We start from the raw sequence: 20,607 nt of genomic DNA on the forward strand, positions 1-20,607 counted from the left end.
GGGGTCAGGCACGCCGCGGCGCGGATGCCGCATCGGCCTCGGCGCCGGTGTCGGCCCCGCGCTCGGTGACGGTGGTGGTGGTCGTGGCGTCCGGAGACGTCGGCTCGGCCGCCGACGCGGCGACAGCGGGCGCCGAGGCCGCGACCGGTGCCGGCGCGGAGGGCGCGGCCGACCCCGCGGTGGCCGCGGCCGGTGCGGGGGTACGCCGGGTCGGGCGCAGGAAGAACACCAGGACCGGCACGGCGTACGCGATCCAGGCGATCGTCTCGAGCACGGTGGGCGCCGGGGTCACGTTGAACATCCCGGCCAGCAGCGCCGCGTACCAGGTGGTCGGGTCGAGCGCGCTGGTGATGTCGAAGGCCAGGTCGTTGAGGCCGGGCAGGACACCGGCCTCCTGGAAGTCGTGCACGCCGTACTTGAGGATGCCGGCGGCGACCAGGATCAGCAGGGCCCCGGTCCAGGTGAAGAACTTGCTGAGGTTGATCCGCAGGGCGCTGGCGTACAGCAGCACGCCGAGCACCACGGCGGTGGCGATGCCGCCGATCAGCGCGAGCAGCGGCCCGCTGTCGCCGGCCGCGCCCTGGGCGGCGGAGTAAAAGATCAGGGCGGTTTCGAGGCCCTCGCGGATCACCGCGAGGAAGGCCATGCCGGCGACGGCGAGCGACCCGACGGCCAGCGCCTCGGTGAGCCTGCCGCGCAGCTCGCCCGCGATGGTGCGGGCCGCCTTGCGCATCCAGAAAATCATCCAGGTGACGAACACCACGGCCGCGACGGAGGTGATGGCCTCGAACAGCTCGCGGTCCTCGGAGCGGGACAGCAGCGAGGCCGAGGTGTACTCGATGAGCCAGCCGAAGAGCACGGAGAGCGCCACGGCAAGGCCGATGCCCGCCCACACCTGCGGCAACCGGTCCCGGCGCTGCGACTTCACCAGGAAGGCGACCAGGATGCTGACCACCAGGGTCGCTTCCAGGCCCTCCCGCAGGCCGATCAGGTAGGTGGCGAACATCCCGGCTCCGTGTTCATTAGGCACGCCTCAGCTAACTTAGGGCAGCCATACCTTCCTCCTGTTCCGGGACCTCGTCAAGTCGTTCATGACAAGCCCACTCTCGCGGTGACCTGGTCTTCGGCGGCACCACGAACCGGCCACCGTCCGAGCGTGGGAGGATCCCTGCCGTGAAGGCTCTCCTGCCGTGGTTGGCGGTGCTCGCCATGGTGCTGCTGCTCAGCGCGCTGCGCCTGCGGGCACTGGCCACCGTCGTGTCCCTGGGCTGGCTGGCCTGGTGTGCGTGGACGTGGTTCCGCCCCGCCCGCCGCGACTAACCCGCGCCCCGCGCCCCGCGCCCCGCGCCCCGCGCCCCGCGCCCCGCGCCCCGCGCCCCGCGCCCCGCGCCCAAAGATCGTCACAACTTCAGGGATGTTGCTGCGTCAGACGCGCGGGAGACAGCAACATCCCCGAAGTTGCTGCCATCCCCGCCCCGCCCGCCCATAAGCCCTCGCGATCTTGCACTTTCTGTGGCGACATAGCGGGCTAGAGCCACAAATCCCCAACCGAAACTGCAAGATCGCGGGGTTGGGCGGGGCGGGGCGGGGCGGGGCGGGGCGGGAATGACGAACCGGGCCGGCTGCGAACAGCCGGCCCGGTTCGGAGAGATGTCGATCAGTAGCGGTAGTGGTCCGGCTTGAACGGACCCTCCTGCGAGACGCCCAGGTACGCGGCCTGCTCCTTGGTGAGCGTGCTCAGCTTGGCGCCGAGCGCGCCCAGGTGCAGGCGGGCCACCTTCTCGTCCAGGTGCTTGGGCAGCACGTAGACGCCGACCGGGTACTCCTCGGTCTTGGTGAACAGCTCGATCTGGGCGATCGTCTGGTTGGCGAACGAGTTCGACATCACGAAGCTCGGGTGCCCGGTCGCGTTGCCCAGGTTCAGCAGACGCCCCTCGGACAGCACGATGATGGCGTGCCCGTCGGTGAAGCGCCACAGGTCGACCTGCGGCTTGATGTTGACCCGCTCGACGTCGGAGCGCTTGGCCAGGCCGGCCATGTCGATCTCGTTGTCGAAGTGGCCGATGTTGCCGACGATGGCCTGGTGCTTCATCCGGGCCATGTGCTCGTTGGTGATGACGTCGAAGCAGCCCGTGGCGGTGATGAAGATGTCCGCCTGCTCGACCACGTCGTCCAGGGTCGCGACCTGGTAACCGTCCATCGCGGCCTGCAACGCGCAGATCGGGTCGACCTCGGTCACCACGACCCGGGCGCCCTGGCCGCGCAGCGACTCGGCGCAGCCCTTGCCCACGTCGCCGTAGCCCATGACCACGGCCATCTTGCCGCCGATCAGCACGTCGGTGGCCCGGTTGATGCCGTCGATCAGGGAGTGGCGGCAGCCGTACTTGTTGTCGAACTTGCTCTTCGTCACCGAGTCGTTGACGTTGATGGCCGGGAAGAGCAGCGTGCCGGCGCGGTGCATCTCGTAGAGGCGGTGCACGCCGGTGGTGGTCTCCTCGGTGACGCCCTTGATGCCGGCGGAGATCCGGGTCCAGCGCTGGCCGTCCTCGGCGAGCGAGCGGTGCAGCAGTTCGAGGATGACCCCGTACTCCTCGGAGTCGGCGGACTCGACCGGCGGCACGACGCCGGCCTTCTCGAACTCGGCGCCCTTGTGGACCAGCAGGGTGGCGTCGCCGCCGTCGTCGAGGATCATGTTCGGGCCCTGCCCGTCCGGCCAGGCGAGCACCTGCTCGGTGCACCACCAGTACTCCAGAAGGGTCTCGCCCTTCCAGGCGTACACCGGGACGCCGGCGGGGGCGTCGGGGGTGCCGTTCGGGCCGACGACGATCGCGGCGGCGGCGTGGTCCTGGGTGGAGAAGATGTTGCAGGACGCCCAGCGGACCTGCGCGCCGAGGGCGACCAGCGTCTCGATCAGGACGGCGGTCTGGATGGTCATGTGCAGCGAGCCGGTGATCCGCGCGCCGGCGAGCGGCTGCGCCTCGGCGAACTCCCGCCGGATCGCCATCAGGCCGGGCATCTCGTGCTCGGCGAGCTGGATCTCCTTGCGCCCGAACTCGGCGAGCGACAGATCCGCCACCTTGAAGTCGCCCTCGGCGAGCGTGCTCGGCCGGGCCTCGGACGGCGTACCGCTGGCGGCCGCCGGGAGGGTGCTGGTCATGAAAGCTCCTGTCGAACGATGTCTGCGCCGATCCTCCACCTTACGCGCGCCGACGACGGGGGACGGGGGACGGGCTGCGGACAGCGCACGGGGCGGTCGGTGGTGGACAGACCCGCTGCCCACTTCCGCCCGCCCCGTGCATCCCCCCGGTTTGGTTCCCCGCACGTTGCCGGACCGTCGTCGCGATAACGCTGCGTACTCATAGAGTCACATTCAGCCAGGGGCGCGTCAAGCTATTCCGGGAAAGTCGGACTTGTGGCGGGCTCAGCGCAGCCCCGACGTCGCCACGTACGCCTCACCATCACCGCTGATCCGCAACGGCTCGCCGGACGCCGTGCCGATCGCCGCCCGGCCGGACGCCAGCGTCAGCGCGCCCGCCCCGTCGTCGACCGTGACCGAGCCCGCACCGCAGAGCACCACCCGGGGGCCGGGCAGCGCCACGGTGACCTCCGGCACGGCGGCGCCGACCCGCACCCGGTGCAGCGCGAAGTCGTCCACCGGCACCGGCCAGCAGTCCACGCCCGGGGCGACCGGCTGCGCGGCGCGTACCGGATCGTCGAGCACCTCGAAACGCAGCACCCGCAGCAGTTCGTCCACGTCCACCCGCTTCGGGGTCAGCCCCCCGCGCAGCACGTTGTCGCTGGCCGCCATGATCTCCACGCCGCAGCCGCTCAGGTACGCGTGCAGGTTGCCCGCGGGCATCCAGATCGCCTCCCCCGGCACCAGATGCAGGTGGTGCAGCAGCATCGCCACCAGCACGCCCGGGTCGCCCGGATAGGCGATCGCCAGCCGGCGGGCCAGGTCCGCGTCCGGGCCGTCGGCCGCCGATGCCAGGGCGGCCCGCAGCAGCCCGTCGCGCTCGGCGGCCGGCCAGCCGAGCAGCGTCCGCACGGCCGTGCGCAGCCCGGACGGCCCGGCCCGCAGCGCGTCGACCACCGGGCCCAACGCCGGTACGCCGAACGCGGCGAGCGCCTCGGCCGACTCCACCGGATCCCGGAAACCGCACAGCGCCTCGAACGGGGTGAGCGCGACCAGCAGCTCCGGCTTGTGGTGCGGGTCGGAGTAGTTGCGTTCCCCCGCGGGTCGGCCCGCCTCCGCCGCGAAACCCGCCCGAGCCTGCTCGGCGTCCGGGTGGGCCTGCAGGCTCAGCGGCGCGTCGGCGGCGAGGACCTTGAGCAGGAACGGCAACCGGGTGCCGAACCGGTCGGTCACGCGCTGGCCCAGCCACTGCCCCGGCTCGTCGCGCACCAGGTCGCAAAGGCTCACCCGCAGGCCGGCGCGCTCCACGCTGGCCGGGGCGCCTGGGTGGGCGCCCAGCCACAGCTCCGCCTCCGGGCCGGCGCTGGGCACCGGCCGACCCTGCAACAGGGCGATGGCTGAGCGGGAACCCCAGGCGTAGTCCCGGATCGGTCCGTACAGCGGTTCCACCGTCTCAGCCCCCGGGCCGTCCGACCGCCTCGCCCGACACGTCCTCGGGCTGCGGTACGGCGGTGTCGGCGGCGGTGCCGGTGCCGGCCGCCGCGGCGGCGGCGCTGTAGATGTCCGGCTCCAGGTAGATCACCCGGGCGATCGGCACGGCCGTGCGGATCCGCGCCTCCACGGCGTTGATGCCACGGGCCAACTCCTGGGCGCTCTCGCAGGCCGGCACGCCGATCTTCGCGGCCACCAGCAGCTCTTCCGGGCCCAGGTAGAGCGTCTTCATGTGGATGATCCGGTCCACCTCGGAGCCCTCGGTGATGGCCCGCTCGATGGCGGCCAGGTCCTGCTGCTCGGCACCCTCACCGAGCAGCAGGCTCTTGGTCTCGATGGCCAGCACGATGGCGATGAGCACCAGCAGGATGCCGATCATCGCGGTGCCGGCGGCGTCCCACCGGCCGTTGCCGGTGATCAGCGTCATGCCGACGCCGAAGAGCGCGAAGACCAGACCGACCAGCGCGCCGAAGTCCTCCAGGAGCACCACCGGCAGCTCCGGCGCCTTGGCCCGCCGGATGAAGCGCACCCAGGACTGCTTGCCCCGGATGTGGTTGGACTCCTTGATCGCCGTCCGGAAGGAGAACGACTCCATGGCGATCGCCGCCAGCAGCACCGCCACCGGAAGCCACTGCCACTCGGTGATGCCCTCGGCGTGCGACCACTTGTGGTACGCCTCGTAGAGGGCGAACAGGCCGCCGATGCTGAACAGCACGATCGACACGATGAACGCGTAGATGTAGCGCTCCCGGCCGTACCCGAAGGGGTGTTCCGGGGTGGCCGCGCGCTTCGCCCGCTTTCCGCCGAGCAGCAGCAGACCCTGGTTGCCGGAGTCGGCGACCGAGTGGACCGCCTCGGCCAGCATCGACGAGGACCCGGAGAGCAGGAACGCGATGAACTTGGTGACGGCGATGCCGACGTTGGCCAGCAGGGCGGCGACGATCGCCTTCGTCCCGCCGTTCGCGCTCACGCCGCCACTCCGCTTCGCGTCGTGGTGACGTACGTGACGCGCCGCCCCCCGCGTTCGTTCACTGGTTCGACAGCTCCTTCATCTCGGTGATGGCCGGGACGGCCATCGGATCCAACCCGTGTGCCAGAGCAAGATAGATCGAGGCGAAATCCGGGACGGCGATCAGCGAGGCCAGCCGCTCCAGAGCCGAACCACCCTCGGCGGTCACCACGTCGCAGCGCACACCACGGCGCTCGGCGAGGGTCTGCACCGCGTCCGCGCGGCGCTCCTCGACCGCGAGCGGCTCATCCGTGTCGTCGTCGGCGTTGAGGCCGCCGTCGCGCAGCAGGACCAGCCGCAGCCGGGTGCCCTCGCCGTCGTCCTCCGCCGGGTCGGCGAAGATGTCCCGCTCCCCCTCGGCGAGGCCACCGAAGACGCCGTCGAGCAGCCCGACCCGGCCGCGCCCGGCCTCGCCCAGCGCCCCGGTGACCACCGGGTAGCGGGCGTTGGCGGACAGGGTGTCGCCGAAGCGGCGGGCCGCCACCGTGGCCAGCGGGGACGAGCCCCACACGATCGGGATCGAGCCGGCCAGGCCCAGCGCCAACGACTTGGCCGGATTGACGAACGACTCGGCGGCGGAGCGGCAGCGGTCGGCGTCCGCGTCGAGCCGAGCCGCCGTCTCCGCCAGGTCCGCCTCGTTGACCTTCACCAACCCGAGTGAACGCGCGGCGAGCAGGACCGGCACGGTGAGCGCCCAGAGACTGGCCCGGGCCGGCGCGCGTCGCGGCACCGGGATGAACGGCGCGCGGGCCCGCTCGGCCACCGACTGCAACTGCGAGTCCGGTGCGCCCACGGCGACCAGCCGGGCACCGCGACGGTGCGCGGCCTCGGCGGCGCCCAACGCCTCCGGGCTCCGACCGGACGCGCTCACCGCGATCACCACGTCGGCGGCGCCCACCCAACCGGGTACGCCCGCGCTGCGGTGCCCGATGATCGGGACCGGGCAACGCGGCCCGGCGACCGTGGCCAGCACGTCACCGGTACGCCCGGCGGTGCCGATGCCGGCGATCACCACGGCCCGGGGACGCCCGTCGTCGGCGAGCACCGCCAGGTTCGCCTCGGCGGCCAACGCCGCGCTCTCGCGCACCTGGGCGCCGGCCGACGCGGTGTGCCGCAGCATGCCGCCCGGGTCGTGCTCGGCCAGCGCGTCCGGGTTGTCGAGCAGGGCCTCGTCGGCGTCGCGACGCCCACTGACCCCGGCCGTACCGTCGATCATGACTGCTGTCCGGGGCCGCCACGCGCCTCGTCGAGCAGCAGCACCGGCACGTCGTCGCGGACCTCGAAGATCCGGCCGCACTCCGTGCAGGTCAACGTCTGCGCCTCCGCGTCGTAGGTGAGCGGGGCGTGATGCGTGTCCGGGCAGGCGAGGATCTCGAGCAACTGCGGATCCAGGGCCATGGCGCGGCTCCTTCCACGAGTGCGGGGTCACCGGCGGCGGTGCCGACCGGCGCAGGCGATCTTATCGGCGAACGCGGTCGAGCACCTCGTCCCGCAGCGAGACCATCCGCTCGCGGGTGGGCGCCTCGACGTTGAGCCGCAGCAGCGGCTCGGTGTTGGAGGCACGCAGGTTGAACCAGGCGCCGTCGGGGAAACGCAGCGTCAGCCCGTCCATCTCGTCGGCCGTCGCGTCCGGGTACGCGGCACGCACCTCGGCCACCGCGGCGGCCTGGTCGGCGACCGTCGAGTTGATCTCGCCCGAGGCGACGTAGCGCTCGTACTCGCCGGCCAGCACGGACAGCGGCAGCGACTGCTCGCCCAGGGCGGCCAGGGTGTGCATCGCGGCGAGCATTCCGGTGTCGGCGAACCAGAAGTCCCGGAAGTAGTAGTGCGCGGAGTGCTCCCCGCCGAAGACGGCGTTGGTACGGGCCATCTCCGCCTTGATGAAGGAGTGCCCCACCCGGGCGACCACCGGCTCCCCACCGTGCTCACGGATGATCTCCGCGACGGCGCTGGAGGTGATCAGGCCGTGGATCACCGTGGAGCCCGGGTGCTTGGCCAGCTCACGTGCCGCGACCAGCGCGGTGATCGCCGACGGCGAGACCGGCGCTCCGCGCTCGTCCACCACGAAGCACCGGTCGGCGTCCCCGTCGAAGGCCAGGCCGATGTCGGCCCCGTGCTCGACCACCGCGCGCTGGAGGTCGACCAGGTTCGCCGGGTCCAGCGGGTTCGCCTCGTGGTTGGGGAAGGTGCCGTCCAGCTCGAAGTAGAGCGGCACGATCTCCAACGGCAGGGCCGACAGGGCCGCGTCGCCGAGCACGGTGGGGACGGTGAAGCCACCCATCCCGTTGCCGGCGTCGACCACCACCTTCAGCGGGCGGATGCCGGAGAGGTCGACCAGCTTGCGCAGGTACGCGGCGTAGTCGGGAAGCAGGTCACGCCGCTCGGCCGGCCGGGTCGGCTCGCCCGCCGGGCGCGACGCCCCCGAGTCCAGTAGGGCCTGCGCCCGCTCCCGGATCTCCGCCAGCCCGCTGTCCTGGCCGATTGGCCGGGCGCCGGAGCGGCACATCTTGATGCCGTTGTACTGCGCCGGGTTGTGACTGGCAGTGAACATCGCGCCGGGCAGGTCGAGCGAACCGGAGGCGAAGTAGAGCAGGTCGGTGGAGGCGAGCCCGATCTCGATCACCGAGCGCCCCTCGGCCCGAACCCCGGCGGCGAAGGCGGCGGCCAGACCGGGCGAGCTGGCCCGCATGTCGTACCCGACGACAACCGCGTCGCCGGGCTCGTCAGTGGTGTTGAGCAGTTGGGTGAATGCGGCCCCGAGCGCCTCGGCGACCCGCTCGTCCCACTGGTCCGGCACCGTCCCTCGGACGTCGTACGCCTTCACGATCTGGGACAGATCAGACACTGGTTCCGCTCCTTGGCCGCAGGTTTCCACCGAGCCTGAGCGTATCGGAGCGGCCCGGCCCGACCCCGCTCAGCTGGGGAGCCGAGGCATGAACACGGTGTGATCGCCGCCGTCGGGCGGATCGCCGGGCAGCGGTCGGGCACCCGGACCAGCCGGAGCACCCGGCATCGGTTGCGTGGCGTCCGGGGTCGGCGGGACGGGTCGCGCTCGGTAGACCCCTCCGCCGGCGGGTCGGGGCGGGGGCACCTGGCCGGCGGTCGGCGGCTGCTGGCCGTACACCGGGCCGGGTTGACCGGGCACGACCGGTGACCCACCGCCGGAGCGGTAGGTGGTGCCACCGGGGTTGCCCGGCAGCGGGCCGGGCTCGTCGGACGGCGTGCGGTCCTGCCGGGATCGGCGCACCAGCAGCACGATGAGCAGCAGGCCGACCGCCACCATGGCGATGCCGAAGAACATGATCGGCGAACCACCGCCGGACTCGGCGGCCGCCGAGGTCACGCTGGGCGCGGCGGACGTCGGGCCCAGCGCGGCCGGGTTCACCACCTCGCTGGCCGCCGCGACCTCGGTGGGGCTGGGGGTCGGGGTCGGCTTCTTCGACGGCGTCGGGGTGAGCGACGGGGAGAGCCGCCCGGTGACCTTTGCCGTGTCGGCGCCGTGCCCCAGCTGCTCGCCGGCCGCGGTGAGACCCACACCGGTCACGTAGAGCTGGCCGCCCGGCGCGTCGGCGGCGAACGCCACCCGGTACCGCACGGTGATGCTCTTGCCCTTGCACAGGGTCGGCTTCGCCGGTGCGGTCTGCCCGGTCTCCACGGTGCCGCCACCGCCGCCGACGGCCACCGGGACCCAGCTCTTGCCCGCCTTCACCTGGACCGCCACCTGGCTCGACTGAAGACCCTCGAGGCGCAGACCCAGGGCGGTACGCAGCAGGACGCAGCCGCCGGAGCGCTTGCGCACCGCCACGTTCACCCCCTGGGCCGAGCCCCCGGCGGCGAAGCTGCTGGCCGATCCCACACGGACCGAGTCGTCGTCGGCCAGCGCGGGTGACGCACCGAGCATCACCAGGCCGACCAGCAGACCGCAGACCGTCGCGAGCCGTGCCGCGCGTCGACGCACCGTCATGATCACCTCACCGTTTCTCCCCGGGTGGGGTCCGCGGCCAGGCTACTACCGGGCCACCCCCGCCACCGGTCATAGAGCGGCCCGCATGTGTGCGGCGTTACGGTTTACGACCCAGCCCCGGCGGCCAGCGGGCCTTGATCCACTCGGTATCGGTGCTGTCTGGGATATCCATCGGCCTCGAACACCCCGATATCGCCGATGTCGAGTCGATCACTCTCGGCGATGTCCGTCGGAGCTTCCGACGGCTCCACCGCCCGATTCGTCGAGGTTGGCACGTGTGATCCCGGCGAGGGCGTCGCGGCAGAGCCGGTCGGCGGTACGGGTCGTCTCGGGCAGGCGGTAGCGCGGAGTCAACGCGAGCACCTGCGCGGTCGCGTTGTCCAGGCTCATCCGATGCCCGACGCTCACGAAGACCGGCTTCACCCCGTCCCGGGTCCGCAGCACCCGGCCCACGACCTCATCCCCGTCGCGCAGCGCCGACCAGGCACCCCGCTCGGCGGCCGGTGGATCCCCCTCGCCGACCAGCGGCGTCTTGCCCACGCCGATCGCGGGCAGGCCGGTGACCACCCCGAGGTGACAGGCGAGCCCGAACCGGCGCGGATGAGCCACGCCATGCCCGTCACAGACGAGCAGGTCCGGGATGGTCGTCAGCGTGTCCAGCGCGGCGAGCAGAGCCGGCAGCTCGCGAAACGCGAACAGCCCCGGCACGTAACCGAACGCGGGCCGGCCCACGCTGACCGCGGAATCCACCACCGCCAGCGTCCGGGCGTCCAGCACGGTCACGGCCGCCGCGAGGAGGTCGCCGCTCTCGGCGTACGCGACGTCCAGGCCGGCCACCGTCGCGGGCGCGGCCGGACCCGGCCCGACCAGGTCGACGAGCGGTCGCAACTCCTCCTGTACGGCCACCGCCTCCGACACGGTGCGCGGCACGTGCCCCGGCCCCGGCATCGATCCACCAGACATCAGCGCCCACCCTTGATCCACACCGGCATCAGCGCCGGCCCCGGGCCTTGATCCACTCAGTTTCGGCGATATCGCCGTATCCCACGTCCTCGGGGACACCCCAATATCGGCGATGTCGAGCCGGATCTCCGGCCCGGACCGACAGTCCAGACCGGAACGCGCCCGCCCGACCGTGATCAGGCGAGTTTCAGCTCGTCGCGGGCCTCCTCGACCCACCGGGCAACACCGTGCGCGTCGCTGCCGGTGGCCAGGGAGGCAGCCTCGTCGAGCAGGCCACGGGCGGCGTCCCGCTCACCGTCGCTCGCCGCCAGGTACGCCAGCCCGATCAGATTCGCCGCGACCCCCGGGGTGAACGACAGCTTCCGGCGCAACCGCGTCGACTCCTCCAGCAACCCCCGCGCCGCGTCGACCCGACCGGCGGCCTGCTCACCGAAGCAGAGGTGACGCAGCACGTACGACAGGGTCAACTCGTCCCCCGCCTCGGTCGCCAGCTCACGCGCCCGCGCGAAGACCGGGTCGGCCGCCGCCTGGTCCCCGCGGATCACCTGGTGGACCGTGCCCACCCAGAACAGCGACTCCCCCTCGCCCCGAGGGTCGCCCAGCTCGCGGTAGAGCTGCGCCGCCCGCTCGAAGAGCGACAGCTCGGCCGCGTCCTCCGCGCCGGTCTCCAGGAAGCGAGCATGCAGAAGCCGGCCCCGCGCCAACGCCGTGTCCGCCTCCAACGCCACGAGATCACGCTCCGCCTCGTCCAACGACTTCGCGTCGCCGCCGAAGACCGCCTGCTCATAGCGCTCCTGCGCCCGCGTCAATCGGATGTCGAACCCTTCGGCCATCACTGACCCACCCTTCCGTCGATGCGCTCGCGCAGGAGATCGGCGTGGCCATTGTGCCGCGCATACTCCTCGATCATGTGCACCAGCAGCCTGCGAAGCACGATGACGTTGCCATCCCGCTGCCGCCCCTGCACTCCCAGATCCGCCGCCTCGGCGACGAACCGCTCGGAGAACTCGACCTCCGTACGCCAGGCCCGGTACGCCTCCTCCACCACGACCCGGTCAGCCACCGCGCCGGTGAAGTCGCCGTCGGGATCGTCGTCCGAGCCGTACAGCTTGGGCGCGACCTGCCCGGCCATCGTCCTGCGGAACCAGCCACGCTCCACTTCGGCCAGATGCCGGATCAGACCGAGCAGCGACATCGTCGACGGCGGCACCGCCCGCCGGGCCAACTGCTCGGCGTTCAGGCCGCCACACTTGAGCTCGAACGTGAGGCGCTGGTCGCGCAGATACTCGACGAGCACCGTCCGCTCATCGGCGAAGTTGCCATCCGAGCGCGGGTCGTCGTCCGGATGAACGAACAGGAACGACCAGCCGAAGGTCCGCGTGGGTTGGCCGTCGGAGGTCGCCGCCTCGGCCCGTGCGTCAGCCATACGGCGACTCTTGTCGATACCCGTCCACCTCGGCAACCGTCCGCGCCGCCCGCCAGCCTGCGCCCTCGACGAGAGGCGAACGCGACGACGGCGACCCTGCGTCACGTCGCGTGGCCCGTCGCCAACTCGGGGTCGGCACCCGGATCGCCGGCTGCGCGAAGCTGCTCCTCGAACATCACGAACGTCCGCTGGCGAATCCCCCGGATCAGAGCCTGCTCCTTCGGCGTCAGACGACGCCCCTCGGCATCTGCCACACCCTGGATAGACCGGACCGTCTCGTAGAGCGCGAAGATAGGGCCGTCACCTTCCAGGTAATGCGCCCGGAAAGCCTCTACTTCTTGGACAAAATCCGCTTCGGCACGGCGGAAGATATCGCCGCCGACCGCCAGCATGATCTCCGCGAAAATGTCGTTCTTCTCGTGCCACCCTCCTGAATCGATGGCGAGTCTCCAGACCCGAGCGCCGCCCTCCGGGGTTTCCACGATCTTCACAGGCGCTTGGTGGTAGAGGTAGTAGGCGGGTAGGGCCGAGCCGGGCGCCTTGGTCATCCGGACTTCTCCTCGTAGGTCGATAGCAACGCCTGCCAGAACAGCCGCTGCTCACGAAGGCGCACACCCTCGGTAATGGCTCGCTCGCGTGCCGTCAAGGCCCTGTCCTCGGCTAGAGCTAACGCCTCGATGTCGCGCCGCACCTCATACAGCACATGCTCCCAAACTGCCACAGCGTCGATAGCAGCCAGGTGCAGACGGAACTCAGCAAGATGACCGTTACGCATCCGCAGTACGAGCTGCACGTCCCGATAGCCGCTACTCATTGGCGACAGGAAGCGGTCTTCACAGCTCACGACGACAACGTCCGGGTTGTCCTTCATTCGGCCAAGCGCCGTGTAGAGCGCGTCGAGAGAGCCGAATTCGATCTTCGCGGCCGCAAGGTCAAGCAACGTCGACGCATCACCCTGCCGCTTGTTCACCTTGTCTTCTGCTCTGCGTCGATCCTTGGGCCGAGAACGCCAGCCTGGCTCGCCGACTCGACGACCATCGACAAAGGCCAGAGACTCCGCGAGCTGGTTCAGGTCGGCCTGCGCCACGGCGGCCGCTCCGTAGAGATCATCGAGGTAACGCTTGCGGTAGGCAGCGTCAGCGCGGCGAAGTCTGTCGAATCCAGCCTGCGCAACAGGTCCCTGAGGTGCGCGAAGGCTAGCGCTGAGCCTTAGCTGATCGGCAGTGAGAGGTGTCGGTTCCGGCTCAGGCAACACCTCGGCGAATGCTGCCTCCGGCCCTGCCGCCTCCTGCTGGGCGATGTCGTCGAGCACGTCGGCGAGGGCGTCGATGGCCTGTTGGTGGCTCGCCAGGTGATGCAACGTCAACGGCCGCGCGGTCAGTGACGTCGCCAATTCGGGGGTGGCCAGGATGATCCGCGCCAGGTCCGGCGCCTGCGCCAGTTGCCGGACCAACGTCTCGGCCAGCTTCGGCTCGCTGGCGGGTGGCTCTCGCAGGGCGGTGTCCAGCATGTCGCGGACTCGGGCGTCGGTGAACAGCCGCGACACGTCCTGCGCGGCCGCGTCGTCGAGGCTGGGCACCAACCGCCGGAGGGTCGGTGAATCCACCGCTCTCGCGAACTCACCCGGGCTCACCCCGGCCGAGAAGACCTCGTCCAGACTGTCGGCCAGCGTGAGCACCTCGGCTGTGTCGCGACCCGCCGTCGGCTGGTCCGCAGCCGGACCGGCCGACCCACTCGGGGCATCGGGCACCGAACCCGGGCCATCGAGCAGCAGGTGCATGCGGTTGATGTACGGGTCGCCATGGCCGCCGTCGTCGTACGCCGGTGGGTGGGTCGGCAGGTCGGGACGTTCACTGAACCGGCCTCGGGGCAACCCGCCGAGCGGCATCGGCCGGCCGTCCCCGCCCAGCGCGAGTGCGTCGATACCGACCACGTCGGGGTAGAGCGGCCGGTCCCGGACGAGGCCGGTCTGCGGGTCGACGTAGAGCACCGTGCCGTTCTGGTTGAGCGCCACCCAGGCATGCGAGCCGCCGCCCGCCCACTCGGTGATCAGGAACGCGTAGCTGCCGTGGCCGCCCAGCAGCAGTTGGTCGTGCAGGTTGGCGTACCCCCGGTCGGCGGCCTGCCGCGCCTGCGCCGGGTGTGCCCGTTGCCCCGATGGCGGGGCGAGGACGCGCTGGAAACGGCCGCCGGTCACGTCCTCCACCCGGCCGGGGCCACCCGCCTCACCGCGGATCGGGCGTCGGGTGTCGCCGTTCAGGTAGCCGTCGAAGGTGCGCGGCGCAGACACCCGCGGCCGCCCGTGCACCCAGGTCTCGAACAGCGACAGGGTGCAGTCCAGGCAGTTGATGCCCCGAGTGGCGTCGGCCTGGGGGCCGCCGTCGTTCAGAAGGCGGAACCAGCCGCCCAAGCGGGGGTCGGCGGTACGCCGGACAGCGCCGTCGAGGTCGCGGGGCATCTGCCGTTCGACGTCGACCTGGTGCAGGGCGAGCGGCGGCCGGAGCCCGCCCGGCTGCCCGTACGGCCGGGAGTCGTCGATCGGCGGGGGTACGTCGTCGCCGGTGAGCCGGGACGAGCCGGCGGTCTCCACCGCACCCAGCGCGAGCGCGCCCACGTCGCTGTTGGCGAGCGCGAAAGCACCGTCGGCGATGTCCACGACCGCCGGCGCCCTGATGCCCACCAGCACGTCGTCGGCCAGGTCACGCCACTGGGCGTACGCGCGTGTCTCGTCGTTCGCCGCCCGCTGCCAGCCGTCGGCCCACTGCCGGTGCCCCGCCTGGTGCAACTGTCGGGCGTAGCTCGCGTACTCGACAGCCCTGCGGTCGTGCTCCGCGGCGCGGGTCCGCAGACGGGCGGCCTCGGCCTGCCGGCGATTGTTCTCGAAGCCGGTGCGCTGCGACTCGTAGTGGCCCTGGTAGCGCCGCCGCTCGGCAGCCTCCGCCTCGGCCACCCACCGGGCGGCGTACCCGTCGTTCTCGGCCACGGACACCGACGGATCGCCGAACGCCAGCACGTCGACGGGAACCGAGGCCCGGCCGCGGGCCCGCTGACGGGGTACGCGGGCCGGCGCGGGCGCCTCCCGCGTCGAGAATCGCGTGGGTGCGGCGTGCCGGCCCACCGCCGCACCGGGGACCGCGCCACCGCCCGTTCCGGTCACGACCCCACCGGGCCTGCCGGCGGCATCGGGCGTCGTACCGCTGGACGTGGATGGAAAGGCCGTTCCGAAGGCGACGGTCGAGGCGGGACCGGCGGACGCGACCGGCGTCGCCAGCCCCACCGTGCTCGCCGCCGCCGACGAGGAAACGCCCCCCGCCGATCTGCCGGTCGACAGAGGCACGGGAGCCGACGACGGGCCGGTCGACACGGGCACGGCAGCCGACGACGGGCCGGTCGACACGGGCACGGCAGCCGACGACGGCCCGGTCGACGGGGGCACGGCAACCGTGCCGTTGGCGCCCGGGGCGACCGCACCCGAGGCGATCCCCTGCGACGCGCCGAGCGCCGGCCCGGCACCCGGCACCGGCCCGCCGTTCGGGTCAACGGCGCCGGCCACGGGGGCGGTGACCGCCGAGAGCAGGGGATCGGCCGCGGCAGCAGAAGGTCCCGGGGCCGCGACGGCCGAGAGCGTGGGATCCGCCGCGACAGCGGAAAGCGTGGGATCCGCCGGGACAGCGGAGAGCGTGGGATCCGCCGGGACAGCGGAGAGCGCCGGACTCGTGCCGTGCCCGACGCCCGACGACGTCGCGGCGGATGCTGTCGACACCGGCGAGCCGACAACGTCCGCCCCCGGCTGGTGGGCGACATCCGCCACCCCGGGCCCTGGGACAACCGCAGACAGCGGCCCCGGGGCTGAAGACGCCGGAGTTGGAGACGCCGGAGTTGGAGACGCCGCGAGTTCCGGGGGCGGGGCATCCACCGGAGGCGCGGTGGGGATCGGAAGGGGCGAGCCGGTGAAGGACGCTCCCGCGAGGGCGTTGGCCTGCGCGTGCAGCCGGGCCTGCAGGGCGTGGTCGGTCTGCCCGGTCGCCGATCCGGTGGCACCGGACGCGGCGGCGCGTACCGCGTCCTCCACCGAGGCCAGGCCCTGCCCGGTGGCGATGCTGGCGGCGCTCTCGGCGAACATCTCGCCGGTCATCTCCCGACCCAGGTGCTCGCCGATGCGCGCGGCGCGGCCGGTCGCGTGGCGGCCCAGGCCGGCAAGCGGCGCGACCGCTCCCCCGGCGAGCCCGCCGACCGCCGACCCGCCCAGGTCGGTCAGGTCCACGCTGTGTGCCCGGCCCGTGGAGTTCTGGTACGCCTGGGTGGCCAGGCTGATCCCGGACTCCTCGGCCGCCTCCTCCAGCCCTTCCCGGGTGGCTCGCTTGGCGAGGCCGCGCACGCCACCCTTGGCGATCTGTTTGGCGGCGCGCTCACCGGCCTCCTTGAGCCCGCGCCGCAGAGCCTTGCTCGCCAGTTGGCCCATCAGACGCTTGAAGATCTGCTGGATGAGCAGCCGGGTGGCGGTGATGGCCGCACCGGCGGCCGGGGATGCGGCACCTGCGGTGAGCAGCGCCGCCACCGCCACCGAGAGCAGCTCGATGACGAGGATGCCCAGCTCGATCCAGACTTCGAGCTTGGCGCCCTCGATGTCGCAGCCGCACTCTTCGACCAGGCGGCCCAGGTCGGCGGTGACCGCGAGGAGCACGGGCAGGGGCGCGTCATCGCCCTCGGCGATCCCACGCCAGGCCGCCTCGAACGCGGCGTCGACGGCTCCGACACCGCCGTGTCCGCTGCGTACCTCGGTGGCGGCCGCCGCGGCGTCGGCGTGCGGACCGGCGAGGACGCCGGCTACCGCGTACCACCGGTCGGCGACGTCCCAGACGGCCCGTTCGTTCCCCTCGGGCCACTGCACGCCGACCGCCCAGTCGAGGGCCTCGTAGATCCAGCCGGGAACGTCCCAGGGCGCGTAGTCCAGCGGGTGCGGGATCGGGCTGGGCAGCACGCTCATCCGGATCGACCCGCCGTCAGCGCTGGTCGGCGGCCCGGTCGAGCCGGGCGGCGCTGCTCTGGTCGGTCTGCACGCTCGCGTCGACGGCGCTGACCACGTCGGCGCCCAGTTCGGTGAGCCGCTGCCCGACACCCGCCCAGGCGCGCAGCACGGTCTGCTCGATGCCCCGGTAGCTCCGCTCGAACGCGGCGCCGATGTCGTCACGCCCCCACGGGCGGGCGCCGCTGGCGGCCTCGATCTCACCGCCCTCGGCTGCCCGGCTGGCCGTCACCGCCTTGCCGGACAGGGCCAGGTCGGCACCACCGCGCCGAGCCCGGGACGCGTCGAGCCAGAGCTGAGCGTCGGTCATGCCGGCCCCTCGCCCCGGCCGAGCACGGCGTCGGCGCGGCCGAGCAACGCGCCGAAATCGCCGGTACGCAGGAAGTCCGCCGAGCCGGCACCGGCCGGCATGGTCTCGGCGACCAGGTCCTGGGTGGCCTGGGTGGCGGCGGCCACGGCGGCGTGGACCGTTTCGGTAATTTTCCGGCTCAGCGCCTCGGCGTCGCGGTCCCGGTAGATCGCCGGGACCAGGACTATTTCGACCAATCGCCCCTGCGCGCCGACGGTCGCCGTGACGTGGCCGTCCGGCGAGCGCCGGGTCACCCGCAGTTGGGCGAGTCGCGCCTGCAGAGTGTCCAGACCGGATCTGAGCTGCTGGTACTGGCCGTACACGTCGTCGAATCGGGCTCGTAGCTCGCGATTGGCGTCCCGGTCCACGCGTTCGCTCACCGCCGCTCCTCCCGTCACCGTCGGTAGGGAAGACCATACCGGCCGCCATCGATTCGTGTAGTCCGGTAGTTTCGATGTGTGATCGACCGTCAGCAGGCCGAGCAGCTCGCGTCCGCGTGGGCGCGGCGGGATTCGCAGCGCCTCGGCCACGAGTGCACCCCGGTGGTCGACGAGTTCGACCTCGGCTTCGTCGTCACCTCGATCGTGTCGGGCGGGGTGCGGGCGATCCCCGGCGATCTGCCGACGACAGTCATCGACAGGCGGACCGGAAAGGTCACCAACTGGCCCCGCGTGCCCAGCGAGGTGGTGGCCGATCTGTACCGGCGCAGTCAGCCCAGCGGGCCGACGGCTCCCCGCACCGTCGACGCGTCGAGCCTGCTGATCCGGGAGATCCGTCGAGCGCCGACGCCGAACACGGTGGCACACCTGACCCTCGACGGTCGCATCTGGACGGCCCAGGGCACGAAGGGCGCCGTCGCGCTGAACCACCACCCGCTCGTCCGCAGCTACCTCGACGAGCGGCCGCCGGGCGAGCTGGTCCGCGGCGCCGAGTGTCACGCCGAGTTGATCGTGGTCTCCGACGTGCTGCACGAGTACGACCACCGCCGGGCCGCCGAGGGCATCGAGCCGATGGGGCGGCCCGAGGCGGCGACCCTGCTGGAGGCGGCGCGCTTCGAGATCTTCCGGATCCGCGAGCCGGGTGACCCGGCCGGTGGCACCGCCGAACGACCCTGCGACTCGTGCATTTCCTTCCTGGTGAGCGCCAACGTGCTGCCGGAGTCGGCGCGGGCCTACACCGAGACGTGGCTCGCACCGGCGGAGCCGGACCCGGACCCGGGCCGCTTTCCGCCCGAGGTGGCCAACTCGCTGGTGGCGGCGGGCTGGCGACCGCACATCGGTGACCAGATCATGGCCGCCGCCGGCGTGCGGGACGTCACCGCCGTGCCGGGGGCCGTCCACCGGCACGAGGTCTTTCCCGCCGCCGTGGAGGCGCTGACCGCGTTCCCCAGCCTGGTCGGCGCGCGGCGTGGCCCGGGCGCGCAGGTGTGGATCTCGCGCTTCGACATTCGCCCGCACACCATCGCGCACACCGCCGACACCCTCGCGGACTTCGGCGCGGTGCTCGGCGTACGACTCTTTCCGATCGGCACCGAGCAGCAGGACAGCATCCTCGCCGTCGACGAGCGCGGCCGGGTCTTCGCCCTCGACCAGGCCGGCGAGTGGTTCCTCGGCGACACCATCGACGCCGCGCTCACCACGTTGCTGCTCGGCCGCGCCCCCGCCCGGGTCCGCGACGACGGCACCTGGCCGGCCGACCCGAGCTAGCTGTCTCATAAGAACTGCCCGGCCGCTCTCAGGAAACAGCCCTAGAGAGCCTGCCCGGTCAGCACCATGACTCTCGCCTCGGTGTAGTCGTCCATCGCGCTGCGCAGCCCCTCCCGACCGACGTCGGCAACTCCGCGCCGAGGGTGGTCGAGGCGGTCCGCGCGCAGGTGGAGCGGTTCACCCACGCCGTCAAGATCGCGCGGCACGCCACCGAGCGACCGGCGGTCGTGGTGTTCGACCACGCGTACCACGGCCGGACCAACCTGACCATGGCGTTGATCGCGAAGAACATGCCGTACAAGCACCGGTTCGGGCCCTTCGCCGGGGAGATCTACCGGGTGCCGATGTCGTACCCGCTGCGCGACGGCGGGCTTTCCGGCGCCGAGGCGGCGGCGCGGGCGATCGAGATGGTCGAGAAGCAGGTGGGGGCGGAGAACGTCGCGGCGCTGCTGATCGAGCCGATCCAGGGCGAGGGCGGCTTCGTGGTGCCCGCGCCCGGTTTCCTGCCGGCGCTGCGCGACTGGGCGACGGCGGCCGGGGTGGTGTTCGTCGCCGACGAGATCCAGACCGGCTTCTGCCGTACCGGCGACTGGTTCGCCTGCCAGCACGAGGGCACCGAACCGGACCTGGTCACCCTGGCCAAGGGCATCGCCGGTGGCCTGCCGCTGGCGGCGGTGACCGGTCGGGCCGAGCTGATGGACGCGGTGCACGTCGGCGGATTCGGCGGCACGTACGGCGGCAACCCGCGTCGGGCCCCTCCACTCACGTCAGCGCAGGACCTCGACGGTGTTGTTGCGGACCAGGTTCTTCCCCGGCTCGCGGATCTGGTCCATCGCGGCCGTGTTGAGCAGGACGCAACTGCCCGACGGGCCGGTCACCGTCACGGTGGTAGCCCGGTTGTTGTCCAGATTGGTCACCCGCAGCCGCGTGCCCACCGGGAACTGCCCGCTGGTCGCCGCCGGCGCGGCGTTCTCGGCGAAGAAGGTGATCGCGCCGGAACAGGCCGAGCGCGGCGCCGGGCCCGGGGCGCCGGGCGAGGCAGCACCAGGACGGACCGTACCGGGGGCGGGTGGCTCGGCGGGCTGCGCGACGCCGCCGTCCAGCCGCTCCACCACGTTGCGGCGGATCACGTTCTTGCCCGGCTCGCGGACCAACTCCATGGCGGCGGCGTTGAGCAGCACGCAACTGCCCGACGGGCCGGTCACCGTCACCGTGGCCGTACGGTTGTTGTCCAGGTTCGTCACCCGCAGCCGCGTGCCCACCGGGAACCGGTCGCTGGTCGCCGCCGGCGCCCCGGCCTCCGCCGAGAACGTGACCGACCCGGAGCAGACGGACTTCCGTGCCGGGGCGGTGTCGGCGAAACCGAACCCGGTCCCCACCGCCACGCCCGCCGCGGCGAGCACCGCCACGGTCGCCGCCAGCACGTGCCTGCGCCGCACCCTCATCGCCGTCACTCCCGTCCTCCGTGGTGTCCTTCACCGCCTGGTACGGAAAGCAGCGCAAAACCGTTCACCCGACACAGGCGACCTCCACGCGT

The 20,607-nt window shown here is 72.3% G+C and carries 19 protein-coding genes and 1 pseudogene; 3 read left to right on the forward strand and 17 right to left on the reverse strand.

The features are described 5' to 3' along the window. Positions 1-4: 4 nt before the first annotated feature. A complete protein-coding gene (efeU, locus tag OG505_RS21770; protein WP_405427059.1) occupies positions 5-1,006 on the reverse strand; it encodes an iron uptake transporter permease EfeU in 1,002 nt (333 codons plus the stop codon). Positions 1,007-1,173: 167 nt separating this feature from the next. Here efeU and OG505_RS21775 point away from each other — a divergent pair, with 167 nt between their 5' ends. Continuing rightward, entirely contained in the window at positions 1,174-1,320 is a 147-nt protein-coding gene (locus tag OG505_RS21775; protein WP_405427061.1) for a hypothetical protein, read from the forward strand. 337 nt (positions 1,321-1,657) lie between these two features. Here the strand turns inward: OG505_RS21775 and ahcY are convergent, their stop codons facing one another. The 14 genes from ahcY to OG505_RS21845 form a co-directional block, all read right to left on the reverse strand. Beyond that, a complete protein-coding gene (ahcY, locus tag OG505_RS21780; protein WP_405427063.1) occupies positions 1,658-3,157 on the reverse strand; it encodes an adenosylhomocysteinase in 1,500 nt (499 codons plus the stop codon). A gap of 264 nt (positions 3,158-3,421) precedes the next feature. Then, positions 3,422-4,585, reverse strand: coding sequence for a mannose-6-phosphate isomerase, class I (gene manA / locus OG505_RS21785; RefSeq protein ID WP_405427065.1), 1,164 nt, complete (start codon positions 4,583-4,585; stop codon positions 3,422-3,424). Between the two features lie 4 nt (positions 4,586-4,589). Continuing rightward, positions 4,590-5,597 carry a cation diffusion facilitator family transporter gene (locus tag OG505_RS21790; RefSeq protein ID WP_405427067.1) on the reverse strand — a complete coding sequence of 336 codons (1,008 nt, stop codon included), beginning with the start codon at positions 5,595-5,597 and terminating at the stop codon, positions 4,590-4,592. A gap of 58 nt (positions 5,598-5,655) precedes the next feature. Then, positions 5,656-6,852 (reverse strand): SIS domain-containing protein, encoded by a 1,197-nt coding sequence (locus tag OG505_RS21795; protein WP_405427069.1) that lies wholly within the window; start codon positions 6,850-6,852, stop codon positions 5,656-5,658. Continuing rightward, entirely contained in the window at positions 6,849-7,034 is a 186-nt protein-coding gene (locus OG505_RS21800) for a Trm112 family protein (RefSeq protein WP_007455824.1), read from the reverse strand. The genes OG505_RS21795 and OG505_RS21800 overlap by 4 nt, the downstream gene beginning before the upstream one ends. Before the next feature lie 61 nt (positions 7,035-7,095). Then, the gene (locus OG505_RS21805; protein ID WP_405427071.1) at positions 7,096-8,481 is read right to left on the reverse strand and encodes a phosphomannomutase/phosphoglucomutase; all 1,386 of its coding nucleotides are present in this window, start codon (positions 8,479-8,481) and stop codon (positions 7,096-7,098) included. A 69-nt stretch (positions 8,482-8,550) separates the two neighbouring features. Beyond that, on the reverse strand, positions 8,551-9,600 hold the full coding sequence (locus OG505_RS21810; protein WP_405427073.1) for a hypothetical protein: 1,050 nt from the start codon (positions 9,598-9,600) through the stop codon (positions 8,551-8,553). Between the two features lie 210 nt (positions 9,601-9,810). Next, on the reverse strand, positions 9,811-10,563 hold the full coding sequence (nfi, locus tag OG505_RS21815) for a deoxyribonuclease V (RefSeq protein ID WP_405427075.1): 753 nt from the start codon (positions 10,561-10,563) through the stop codon (positions 9,811-9,813). A 176-nt stretch (positions 10,564-10,739) separates the two neighbouring features. Next, positions 10,740-11,396, reverse strand: a complete 657-nt coding sequence (locus OG505_RS21820) for a tetratricopeptide repeat protein (protein ID WP_405427077.1) — start codon at positions 11,394-11,396, stop codon at positions 10,740-10,742. Beyond that, a complete protein-coding gene (locus OG505_RS21825) occupies positions 11,396-11,989 on the reverse strand; it encodes a DinB family protein (RefSeq protein WP_405427079.1) in 594 nt (197 codons plus the stop codon). Before OG505_RS21825 ends, OG505_RS21820 begins: the two co-directional genes overlap by 1 nt. 101 nt (positions 11,990-12,090) lie before the next feature. Next, positions 12,091-12,537 carry a hypothetical protein gene (locus OG505_RS21830; RefSeq protein ID WP_405427081.1) on the reverse strand — a complete coding sequence of 149 codons (447 nt, stop codon included), beginning with the start codon at positions 12,535-12,537 and terminating at the stop codon, positions 12,091-12,093. After that, complete coding sequence (locus OG505_RS21835) at positions 12,534-16,976, reverse strand: toxin glutamine deamidase domain-containing protein (RefSeq protein WP_405427083.1); 4,443 nt, start codon at positions 16,974-16,976, stop codon at positions 12,534-12,536. The genes OG505_RS21830 and OG505_RS21835 overlap by 4 nt, the downstream gene beginning before the upstream one ends. A gap of 16 nt (positions 16,977-16,992) precedes the next feature. Beyond that, a complete protein-coding gene (locus OG505_RS21840) occupies positions 16,993-17,325 on the reverse strand; it encodes a hypothetical protein (protein ID WP_405427085.1) in 333 nt (110 codons plus the stop codon). Continuing rightward, the gene (locus tag OG505_RS21845; RefSeq protein WP_405427087.1) at positions 17,322-17,744 is read right to left on the reverse strand and encodes a YbaB/EbfC family nucleoid-associated protein; all 423 of its coding nucleotides are present in this window, start codon (positions 17,742-17,744) and stop codon (positions 17,322-17,324) included. The genes OG505_RS21840 and OG505_RS21845 overlap by 4 nt, the downstream gene beginning before the upstream one ends. A gap of 78 nt (positions 17,745-17,822) precedes the next feature. Here OG505_RS21845 and OG505_RS21850 point away from each other — a divergent pair, with 78 nt between their 5' ends. Continuing rightward, positions 17,823-19,070: an SUKH-3 domain-containing protein gene (locus OG505_RS21850; RefSeq protein WP_405427089.1), complete on the forward strand. Its 1,248-nt coding sequence runs from the start codon at positions 17,823-17,825 to the stop codon at positions 19,068-19,070. Positions 19,071-19,111: 41 nt separating this feature from the next. Here OG505_RS21850 and OG505_RS21855 read toward each other — a convergent pair whose 3' ends face one another. Continuing rightward, complete coding sequence (locus OG505_RS21855) at positions 19,112-19,255, reverse strand: hypothetical protein (protein ID WP_405434886.1); 144 nt, start codon at positions 19,253-19,255, stop codon at positions 19,112-19,114. Here OG505_RS21855 and OG505_RS21860 point away from each other — a divergent pair. Then, positions 19,187-19,816 (forward strand): annotated as a pseudogene (locus tag OG505_RS21860) (aminotransferase class III-fold pyridoxal phosphate-dependent enzyme); the annotation flags it as partial. The gene OG505_RS21855 and the pseudogene OG505_RS21860 sit on opposite strands and share 69 nt — an antisense overlap. Positions 19,817-19,837: 21 nt before the next feature. Here OG505_RS21860 and OG505_RS21865 read toward each other — a convergent pair. Further along, on the reverse strand, positions 19,838-20,515 hold the full coding sequence (locus tag OG505_RS21865) for a hypothetical protein (protein WP_405434630.1): 678 nt from the start codon (positions 20,513-20,515) through the stop codon (positions 19,838-19,840). Positions 20,516-20,607 lie beyond the last annotated feature (92 nt).

It is taken from the genome of Micromonospora sp. NBC_00617 (assembly GCF_045161355.1).
In the GTDB taxonomy this organism is placed as follows: Bacteria; Actinomycetota; Actinomycetes; order Mycobacteriales; family Micromonosporaceae; genus Micromonospora.